Annotated in this window: 10 protein-coding genes and 1 pseudogene; 10 read left to right on the forward strand and 1 reads right to left on the reverse strand. The window is 29.7% G+C overall.

Going from position 1 to position 9,568, the window contains the following annotated elements; all coding sequences use genetic code 11:
- Positions 1-165: 165 nt before the first annotated feature.
- From Q0870_RS08680 to Q0870_RS08705, 6 genes are all read left to right on the forward strand, one after another.
- Positions 166-828, forward strand: coding sequence for a hypothetical protein (locus Q0870_RS08680; RefSeq protein ID WP_298554583.1), 663 nt, complete (start codon positions 166-168; stop codon positions 826-828).
- A 281-nt stretch (positions 829-1,109) separates the two neighbouring features.
- Positions 1,110-1,532 carry a GNAT family N-acetyltransferase gene (locus Q0870_RS08685; protein WP_298554585.1) on the forward strand — a complete coding sequence of 141 codons (423 nt, stop codon included), beginning with the start codon at positions 1,110-1,112 and terminating at the stop codon, positions 1,530-1,532.
- A 283-nt stretch (positions 1,533-1,815) separates the two neighbouring features.
- Positions 1,816-2,574, forward strand: coding sequence for a hypothetical protein (locus tag Q0870_RS08690; protein WP_298554588.1), 759 nt, complete (start codon positions 1,816-1,818; stop codon positions 2,572-2,574).
- A gap of 222 nt (positions 2,575-2,796) precedes the next feature.
- Positions 2,797-3,846: an XRE family transcriptional regulator gene (locus Q0870_RS08695; RefSeq protein WP_298554591.1), complete on the forward strand. Its 1,050-nt coding sequence runs from the start codon at positions 2,797-2,799 to the stop codon at positions 3,844-3,846.
- Between the two features lie 10 nt (positions 3,847-3,856).
- Positions 3,857-4,372 (forward strand): hypothetical protein, encoded by a 516-nt coding sequence (locus tag Q0870_RS08700; RefSeq protein ID WP_298554594.1) that lies wholly within the window; start codon positions 3,857-3,859, stop codon positions 4,370-4,372.
- Between the two features lie 142 nt (positions 4,373-4,514).
- Positions 4,515-5,312, forward strand: coding sequence for a serine protease (locus tag Q0870_RS08705; RefSeq protein WP_298554597.1), 798 nt, complete (start codon positions 4,515-4,517; stop codon positions 5,310-5,312).
- A gap of 151 nt (positions 5,313-5,463) precedes the next feature.
- On the opposite strand, the gene Q0870_RS08710 is transcribed toward Q0870_RS08705, so the two are convergent.
- Positions 5,464-5,835, reverse strand: coding sequence for a hypothetical protein (locus Q0870_RS08710; protein WP_298554601.1), 372 nt, complete (start codon positions 5,833-5,835; stop codon positions 5,464-5,466).
- A 183-nt stretch (positions 5,836-6,018) separates the two neighbouring features.
- Here Q0870_RS08710 and Q0870_RS08715 point away from each other — a divergent pair, with 183 nt between their 5' ends.
- The 4 genes and pseudogenes from Q0870_RS08715 to Q0870_RS08730 all read left to right on the forward strand — a co-directional run bounded on the left by Q0870_RS08715 (position 6,019) and on the right by Q0870_RS08730 (position 9,384).
- The gene (locus Q0870_RS08715) at positions 6,019-6,387 is read left to right on the forward strand and encodes a hypothetical protein (RefSeq protein ID WP_298554604.1); all 369 of its coding nucleotides are present in this window, start codon (positions 6,019-6,021) and stop codon (positions 6,385-6,387) included.
- Between the two features lie 147 nt (positions 6,388-6,534).
- Positions 6,535-7,425, forward strand: a complete 891-nt coding sequence (locus tag Q0870_RS08720; RefSeq protein ID WP_298554607.1) for a DUF2268 domain-containing putative Zn-dependent protease — start codon at positions 6,535-6,537, stop codon at positions 7,423-7,425.
- A 160-nt stretch (positions 7,426-7,585) separates the two neighbouring features.
- Positions 7,586-8,614, forward strand: a complete 1,029-nt coding sequence (mltG, locus tag Q0870_RS08725; protein WP_298554610.1) for an endolytic transglycosylase MltG — start codon at positions 7,586-7,588, stop codon at positions 8,612-8,614.
- 176 nt (positions 8,615-8,790) lie between these two features.
- Positions 8,791-9,384 (forward strand): annotated as a pseudogene (locus Q0870_RS08730) (GrpB family protein).
- Positions 9,385-9,568 lie beyond the last annotated feature (184 nt).

The following is a 9,568-nucleotide window of genomic DNA, read 5'->3' on the forward strand; positions in this document are numbered from 1 at the left end:
AAGATTTGGAGCGACTGCCAAAAGGCACTCACACCAACAACGAATAAAATTCATTGAAACAAATCTTATTCGCGGGGACGTTGCCATTCATTGCGGAACGCACTCTGAACGAAAAAAATCTAACTGAATCATATAAATAAATTAAACTCATAAATAATTGTAGATATGAAAAAGGTAATATTCTTAGCAATTTTTATTACAACATTTATCCAAGGTAATTCTCAAGTTCAAAATACTACACTGCAAATCAACCAAGATTCTACTATTTATTTTAATGGAAGTAGTAAAATTGATAATTCAAGGGTTTCAAAAAGATATAGTTTGCTTTCGCATAAAATATGCTCCTATTATGTAGGGAATGCTAACGAAGTCGCGGAAAAGACTAAAAGTGCTATAAAAAACCATCTCATCAAATATGAGAATATTATAAATCCTACTACTGCTCAGATGATTGCATTTTTAAATAAAAATAAAAATTGTATGACTTGTGGAGATGATAATAAACACTACATGATGGTCTCTTTTGACCATGGAAATGCCTATAATCAATTATTTAATGTCCTCTATTTGGATGAATTTCTAACAGAAGATGAAAATTATATTGATGTCAATGGCATAAGCTATACAGGGGCAAATGGAACTCCAATAACCGTTCTAGATTACATGTATAAAAGAGTTGGTGACCCCAATATCAACAAAACCTTAAAAGCTGAAATTACAGACTTAATGAAAACATTTGAAATAGAGCTTGGAGCTAAAAGGTACTATGAACTTACAGAAGAAGAGAAAAGTGAACACCCTTTATATGAAAATAAAAAACCGGACTGAATGCGGAATAGCTCACACCTCAGATAGCTATCAGAACGGAATTGAAACATTGTAAAATAAAATGTTGACCGAACTTACTGAAAGGCACAATTTAAAAATCTGGATTTAATTGAATATTTCAACTGAAAAACAACGAAATGGCAACAACGTATATAATTTATTGCTAGTTCTAGCCTACTTACGAAAATCCTCGCGGATTTTCTATTCGGTTTTTATTTGCTAAATTACGTGCTAAACCACGCAACAAACCATATACAACAACGTTGGCATTAATTTGAGAAATGACCGTAAAAGTAACAGACAAAGTTGACCAAAAATCTTATGACAGAGTTGTCGAATTATTGGTGGAATATAACAAGAGTAAAACTGAACAGTTTGCTAATGAAATTAATAAACCGATTGAAATAATTGTTAGAGATGATAATAATGAAATCATTGGTGGACTTTATGGACGTTCAATTTGGGGAACATTGGAAATAAAAACTTTTGTTGTAAAACCTGAAAAGAGAAACAACGGAATAGGAAAAAAATTAATTCTCGAAGCGGAAAAAGAAGCGAAAAAACGAAATTGTAGATTTATAAGTTTAGATACGTTTTCATTTCAAGCACCTGAATTTTATGAGAAACTCGGATTTGAAAAAATTGGAACGGAAACTGATTTCCCAAAAGGATTTGAAAAATATTATTACCGAAAAAGTGTTTAAAAACTAATGCCAACAATGTATAAAAATAATTGCTACATTAGTGCTTAAACAAAGGTAGTTGCAATTTTGTTGCGTCTGATTTTCCTGCGGAAAATCCTTGCACACAAAACCGCAACTATTCTTATACGAGACCGTTGGAGTGAATTCCTGCGTCATTCACTCCAACGTCCCGCGAATAAGATTTGGAGCGACTGCCAAAAGGCACTCACACCAACAACGAATAAAATTCATTGAAACAAATCTTATTCGCGGGACGTTGCCAACAAGTTGAAAAAGAACCGTAATGAAAAAAACAAAAATAGTTTTAATTAGTTTTATTTTGCTTTTTGTTTCTTGCAAAAAAGACTTGAAAGAAAATATAGAAGCGAAAATTATTCCCAATTTGAATAATCCTAAAAGTTATGAGTTTGTTAGTCTAAATCTTATTGATTCAATTTCCAACCATAAATACAATAGAGAGTTAATCGATTCATTAACCATTCAAATAAACACTAACTCGTACAGACTTTTGAATATTTTGTATGACAAAAAGCACAATAAAGAACTCGAAAAAATTGATTCACTTTATGTAGAAATTCGTTCAATTAAAAAACAGTTAATTAATGATAATAAATCAAATTTCATTAATACCTACAAAAAAATAAAATTAAAAGAAATTGAATATGACGAACTAAAGGGAAAATATGACTATAATAAAGAACTAAAATACTTTGAAGAACTTGATTACTCAATGGTTCGGGATGAGAACATAATTATTTGGGACAGTTTAATCAAAATGGACAAGAAAAAGTTAAATTACTATTTGAATGAAGCCCAACCTGAACTTGAACAGCTCTATGCAATTAAGAATGATTCTGTATTAAAAACATTTAAATTTGTAGATAGTCTTCAAAATTTAAACAATAATACCAAATCTAAAACAGAATTTTACGTTTATGAATTGAATTATCGTGAAAAAAACAACTTTAATGCAACGATTTTAAATAAAATAAAAATAGTAACTTTTATTGATAGAAACGGAATTTATAAGATTAATGAATAAACCAGTTGGCAACACCGTATAAAAATAATGCTTAGTTTAGTGCTTAATCAAAGGTTAGTGCGTTTTGCTAGCTTCCGATTTTCCTTCGGAAAATCCTCGCACACAAAACCGCACTATTCTTATACAATCACGTTACCCAACATTAAAAAACTCACTCAAAATTTGATTGTTAGTTGACTTTTCATTAAATTTATGTAGATTTGTCAACTGAACTAAATCAATATGGAAAATATAGTCGCTTATAGAATAAAAAACGCTCGGAAATTAAAAGGTTTATCACAACAAGATATTGCTGATGAATTACAAATTTCTAAACAAATGGTGAGTAAATATGAAAAAGGGACTTCTATGCCCTCAAGTTCAAAATTATTAAAACTGTCTCGTCTATTTGGTTTAAAAATTGATTATTTTTTTAATTCTTTCAAAGTAGATATTGGAGAAGTCAATTTTAGAAAAAAGTCTAGTTTTTCAATGAAAAAACAGAATTCTCTAAAAGAACAAATAAAAATCAATCTTGAAAATTACTTATGGATTGAGGACACTTTATCTATCGATTATTCATTCAAAAATATTATAGAAAATATTAGTATCAATAATATTAGTGATGTAGAAAATGCTGTGTTGAAATTAAGAACTGAATGGAACATTGGAACTGACCCAATTCATAATATTATACAGCTTTTAGAAGATAAAGAAATTAAGGTTATTGAACTTTACGATGCTGATGAAAAATTTGATGGATTAGCAACTTATGTAAATGATAAATATCCAGTTATTGTAGTTAACGGTAATTTCCCTGTGGAAAGAAAAAGATTTACTTTACTACACGAATTAGGTCATTTATTATTAAACTTACCGGATTGTGAAATAAATGAAGAGGAAAATTTTTGCAATAAATTTGCTTCAGAATTTCTTTTACCTAGAAACATTGTGATTAATGAGTTTGGTGGAAAACGAAAAGGTATAACTCTTACTGAATTAATTTCTACCCAAAAAAAATATGGAATTAGTATTCCCGCAATCATATATAGGTTAGTTGATGCTAAAATCTTATCTAAAGAGCGACAAAAACAGTTTTACATAAAGTTAAATTTTAATCCTAGTCTAAAAAAAGATGTCAATCATTCAAGATTTGAGACCCCTGAAAATTCAAATCGTTACGAACGACTTGTTTACAGAGCATTAGCTCAAGAAAACATATCTATTAGTAAAGCTTCTTCTCTATTAGGTAAAAACATAGAGTTTGTTAAAGAAAATTATGCTTTAATTTAAGTTTTGCTATATGAAAATTGTTATAAATGATGCTAATATATTAATTGATTTAGCAAAACTTGATTTATTAGATGTATTCTCAAAATTACCGTTTGATTTGTACACAACTGATTTCGTTTATGAAGAGTTGAATGAAGAACAAAAAAGTCCCGTTTCAGTTTTACATAAAAAAGGCTATTTGAAAATAATTGAAACCGAAGAAATTTTAGACTTTCAAAGTATAACAGAATTGTTAGAATCTTCAAGTGGTTTAAGTTTTGAAGATTGTTCTGTTTGGTATTATAGTAAAAAATTATCCGGAATTTTATTGACTGGAGATGGAAAACTACGAAAACAAGTTAGTAAACAAGGAATTGAAGTAAGAGGAATAATTTATGTTTTAGATGAACTGTTAAAGCAAAATTTAATTGATTTTCCAAATGCAGTAAAAAAGATAAAACAACTCTTTCAATTAAACAATAGACTTCCGAAAAAAGAAATAGACAAAAGGATTGAACATTGGAACGAAGAAAAAAACGTTGGGTAACACCGTATATAATTTATTGCTAGTTCTTGCCTACTTACGAAAGTCCTCGCGGACTTTCTTGGTCGGTAATTATTTACAAATTAAGAGCTTAAAACACGCAACAAACCATATACAACAACGTTAGGCACAATTGAAAAAAGGCATGAAATTAACATTATTACTATTCCTAATATTTCCTTTAAAAATTATAGGTCAAGCTATTCAACCTGAATCAGTTCAGAGTTTATATTTTGAAACTTATAAAGGCAATATTAAATTAGGAAGTGCAACTGGTTTCGTGATAAAATCAAAAACAAAAAATTATTTGGTAACAAATTACCATGTTTTAACAAACAAAAATCCAAAGAATGGAGAATGGCTTGACTCGAAAAAGCCATTTTCACCTGACAATATAAAAATAATGCATAATGCTAATATTTTGGGTAATTATGTTGTGTGTTCGGAAAAACTATTTGATAAAACAGGAAAGAAACTTTGGCATGAAAATAAGATTGGAAAAGAGATGGTTGATGTTGTTGAATTACCATTAACCGATACAATCAGAGCTAAAATATATCCTGTAAATTATAAAACATCTTCTTATGATAATGTAGTTATAACGGTAACAGAAAGAATATTTATTCTTGGATTTCCATTGGGAATAAAAAGCGCACCTTTCTTTCCTATATGGAAATCGGGGTTAATTGCATCAGAACCTGCTACTGACCAAGAAAATAAACCAATTATTTGGGTTGACGCAATAACTTATCCTGGAATGTCTGGCTCACCTGTATATTTCAAAACAGACGATGTTGTGAAATTTAAAAATGGTCGACATGGAATGGTTCAGGGAGATACAGCAAAATTTATGGGAGTTTTTTCTCATTCACATAAATTTAATGTTTATGGCGCATTATGGAAAGCTTCCTTTCTAGAAAAGATTTTTGATGATTTACCTTAAAAAAACTGTGCCTAACAAAGTATAAAAATAATGCGTAGTTTAGTACTTAATCAAGAGTTCGTGCGCTTTTGTTACGTCTGATTTTCCTGCGGAAAATCCTCGCACACAAAACCGCACTATTCTTATACGAAGCCGTTAGGACACATTTGGACTAAAAATTGAGAAAAGCTTTATTCGTATTTATAACACTTGCTTCTCGTTTTAAAATTTCCGTCAAATCTATATAGTCACCTTTCTGATAAAGTCTATTAGTCTCTATTTGTGTTATTGTTATTTCATTAAACCTATGAACAGCTCGCTTAAATCGAATTACAGGATTTTTAGTTGTGTAAAATCCTTTCTCTTTCATATGGCTACACAATGTTGAATATGATTGAATTGAACCCTTTTCAAACTGACTATGTAATTCTTTTAAATTTGTAAAATAACCTATAACACTATGTAACCGATTATATTCTTTTACATCATTTTCAAAATCAATTGAAATACCTTTTAATAAAAAGATTTTAACATTTTTGCTCATTTTCAAGTATATATGATTATATATTATTATTAAAATACTAATTTACAGTATATTAAATTATTATAATATCATATTTTTATAATATAATGCTTATATTCTTATTTTACGTTAATAACTATTTATATATTCGATTGACAAACAATTAGTTAGCTAGTATATTTGTATAATAATTATATGCAATGAATGGCAAAGAATAAAGAAATAAATAAAAACACTAAATTCTACAAAAAAGAAATGAGGAAATGGGAATCAAGGATTTCTATTTCACTTACACTAATTATGATTGGAATTATGAGTTTCTTGTTTATTTTTTTAAAAATGAATGATTGGGAATTTTCGAATATTACACTTGAGGCTTATGACTTGTTCAAATTCAGTTTTTTATCACCTTTTGTTTTCTATCTAACTTTTTCCGTTAGACAATTTAATCACTACAAAAAACAATTAGATTTATATAAACTTAAAGCAACTGATTTTGAATTTATCTATGAAAACAAGCTACTTGAAAGAATAGATAGTGAATTGAATTTAAAATATAAAAACGTGTCCTAACACCGTATAAAATTAATTGCTAGTTTTGGCTCACTTGGGAAATTCCTTCGGAATTTCGCCGTTCGTGATTAATCTAGTAAATTAGTTGCTTGAAACACGCAACTAATCTTATACAACAACGTTACCTGCAAGCTGAAAAAAATCGAAATGAAGAAAACATTAATATTAATTCTGACAACATTAAGTCTTACAAAAGCAGTTGGACAAGAGAAAACTTTTCCGCAAGACCCACAAGAAGCCATATTTGAAACTTCCGACATTCAAAACTTTTGGATAGCATTTGATTTAATGGAAAACTCAAATATAAACCCTTTTGAGGCTTATATAAAAAATGGAACGATTGGACTTCAAGGTTTTATTCCAAATAGAATAATTAGTGCAGACTCTTTGCTAAAAATGGTAAAAAGACGAAAACAAGATTATGAAAAAATTAGAGGAATTGAAGTAAAAATAAAAGAAGTAGAAAAAAAGGTTAAACCATATTTCTATGCCTTGGAATATTGGTATCCATATGCTGTTTATCCGCCTGTTTATTTCGTTGTCGGACGCTTTAATAGTGGTGGAACTACATCTGAAAATGGATTACTCATTGGAGCTGAAAAACTAACAAGTTTAGACCATCTTCCTGAATTAGTTATTCACGAATCAATTCATTTTCAACAAAAATGGCCAGATAGCGGAGAAACTAATTTACTACAACAATCAATCCTTGAAGGAATGGCTGACTTTATCGCAGAGTTAGTGACTGGAATTAAAGGAAATCAAGAAGCAAATAAATACGGAAATGAACACAAGGAAGAATTGTGTAAAGAATTTACGGAGCGAATGTACAAAAATGATATGCAGGATTGGCTTTATGCAACAAGCGGAAAAGATAATCGCCCAAACGATTTAGGATATTGGATAGGTTATGAAATTGTAAAAGCCTATTTTGACAAAGCAGATGATAAGAAATTAGCTGTCAATCATATTTTAAACATTGAAGATTACGATAGATTTTTAAAAGACAGTGGATATTTGGAAAAATTTATGAAATAAAGCCAGCAGGTAACACCGTGTATAATTAATTGCTTTGGTCGTTGTTTATTTGGAAAATTCCTTCGGAATTTTCTCGCGTTCGTTTTTGTTTACTAAATTAGTTGCTGAAACACGCAACTAACCATACACAAAAACGTTAGCGTTTATTAGAAAAAACTAAATGAATAAAAAAATAACTTGGGTAATACTGACAATTTTGCTTTTAGGAGGCATTTTCGGTTATTTTAAATATTCAAGAATAGTGTCACCCAATGTTCCAGAAAAACTGGAAAATAGTATCATAATAATTCCGACAAATTCTTCATTTGAAGATGTAGTTAATATCCTCTACACGAATAACCAAATTATCGATACAGTTTCGTTTCGAGAGGTGTCTGAAATGATGAATTATAAGAAAAATGTAATTAGGTCTGGAAGATATAAAATAAATCCTTCTTGGAGTAATCGCTCATTAATCAGTCATCTTAGAGCTGGTAATCAAGAACCCGTAAATTTAGTCTTAACTCACGGTTGGGAATTAGCAGATGTTGCAGGTAAAGCTTCTAAATTTATTGAAAGTGATTCAACCAGTTTGATTAACCTTTTTAAAAACGAAAATTATATAAAACAATTTGGATACAACAGAGAAACGTTAATGAGTTTGTTTATTCCAAATACGTATGAATTTTATTGGGACACAAACGAAAAGGAATTTTTTGAACGAATGATTAAAGAACATAAAAGATTTTGGAATTCAAACAATAGACTTTCAAAGGCTAAAAAACTAGAATTGACATCCGAAGAGGTTTACACTTTAGCATCAATAGTAGAAAGAGAAATATCACGAGACGAAGAAAAAAGACGGGTTGCAGGGTTATATTTAAATCGAATCAAAATAGGTATGAAATTAGATGCAGACCCAACAGCAAAATTTGCTACTAAAGATTTTAAAGCGACAAGGATTTTATATAAACATATACGTTTTGATTCACCATATAACACTTATTTACATAGAGGACTTCCACCTGGACCTATAAGTATGGCTTCCATAACGAGTATAGATGCAGTTTTGAATTCAGAAGAACACAATTTTTATTATATGTGTGTTGACCCAAATAATTTGGGATATCACCTTTTCGCTGAATCCATAACTGAGCATAATAAAAATGCAAGAAAGTATCATCGTTGGTTAGATAATAGAAAGGATTAAGGCTAAAAATAACAACCGCTAACACAGTATATAAAAAATTGATAGTATTAGGCTAAAACAAAGTTAGTTGCTCATTTGCTAGCTTCTGATTTTCCTTCGGAAAATCCTCGCACACAAACATGCAACTTTTCATATACATGACCGTTGTGCGTAAGCTGAAAAACCAACCGAAAACAATGAAAAAAACATTATACGATTTGACCAAAGAGGACTGGAATACACTTTTCCCGATTGAATTGGTTGACCACAATCCTGAATGGAAAAATATTTATGAAAACGAAAAACAGCGGATTTTAGAAAAAATCGGACAAGAAAAAATTCTAAGAATTGAGCATTTTGGGAGTTCTTCAATCACATCAGTAAAATCCAAACCCTATATCGACTTAATGATTGAAATTCCTAAAGATTAATTGTTTGACGAACAATTAATCGACCAATTTACGAAATTAGGTTATTCTCATTTTAAAGTTCCTGCAAGAGAAAATATTGAGGAATATTCAACATTTGGAAAGGGATATAATCTTGATGGAAAGAAAGAACAGATTTTCCATATTCATATGTGTCCAAAAGATAATGTGATGTGGAAACAAATAGACTTTAGAGACTATTTAAATGCGAATAAAAAACGAGCAAAAGAATACGAAGATTTAAAAATTGAATTAGCATCTAAGTTTAAAAACGATAGAGGTTCCTATGTACTTGGAAAAACAGATTTCGTCAAAGAGACATTGGAATTAATAGAAAAAAAGCCTACGCACAACAATGTATAAAAATAATTGCGGTTTAGTGCTAAAACAAAGGTAGTTGCTTATTTGTTACGTCTGATTTTCCTGCGGAAAATCCTCGCACACAAACACGCAACTATTCTTATACGTAAACGTTGTGCTTCATTATGACAAACCGTTAACCAATGATAAAATTCTTTAGAAAAATTAGAAAAAAATTGCTCTCTGA

It is taken from the genome of uncultured Algibacter sp., assembly GCF_947487575.1.
Classification (GTDB): domain Bacteria; phylum Bacteroidota; class Bacteroidia; order Flavobacteriales; family Flavobacteriaceae; genus Algibacter_B.

What these genes read in the sequence shown, in the direction of transcription:
- Q0870_RS08680 (WP_298554583.1), top strand. Translation starts at nt 166, where the DNA reads ATGAAAAAGGTAATATTCTTAGCAATTTTTATTACAACATTTATCCAA.
- Q0870_RS08685 (WP_298554585.1), top strand. Translation starts at nt 1,110, where the DNA reads ATGACCGTAAAAGTAACAGACAAAGTTGACCAAAAATCTTATGACAGA.
- Q0870_RS08690 (WP_298554588.1), top strand. Translation starts at nt 1,816, where the DNA reads ATGAAAAAAACAAAAATAGTTTTAATTAGTTTTATTTTGCTTTTTGTT.
- Q0870_RS08695 (WP_298554591.1), top strand. Translation starts at nt 2,797, where the DNA reads ATGGAAAATATAGTCGCTTATAGAATAAAAAACGCTCGGAAATTAAAA.
- Q0870_RS08700 (WP_298554594.1), top strand. Translation starts at nt 3,857, where the DNA reads ATGAAAATTGTTATAAATGATGCTAATATATTAATTGATTTAGCAAAA.
- Q0870_RS08705 (WP_298554597.1), top strand. Translation starts at nt 4,515, where the DNA reads ATGAAATTAACATTATTACTATTCCTAATATTTCCTTTAAAAATTATA.
- Q0870_RS08710 (WP_298554601.1), bottom strand. Translation starts at nt 5,835, where the DNA reads ATGAGCAAAAATGTTAAAATCTTTTTATTAAAAGGTATTTCAATTGAT.
- Q0870_RS08715 (WP_298554604.1), top strand. Translation starts at nt 6,019, where the DNA reads ATGGCAAAGAATAAAGAAATAAATAAAAACACTAAATTCTACAAAAAA.
- Q0870_RS08720 (WP_298554607.1), top strand. Translation starts at nt 6,535, where the DNA reads ATGAAGAAAACATTAATATTAATTCTGACAACATTAAGTCTTACAAAA.
- mltG (WP_298554610.1), top strand. Translation starts at nt 7,586, where the DNA reads ATGAATAAAAAAATAACTTGGGTAATACTGACAATTTTGCTTTTAGGA.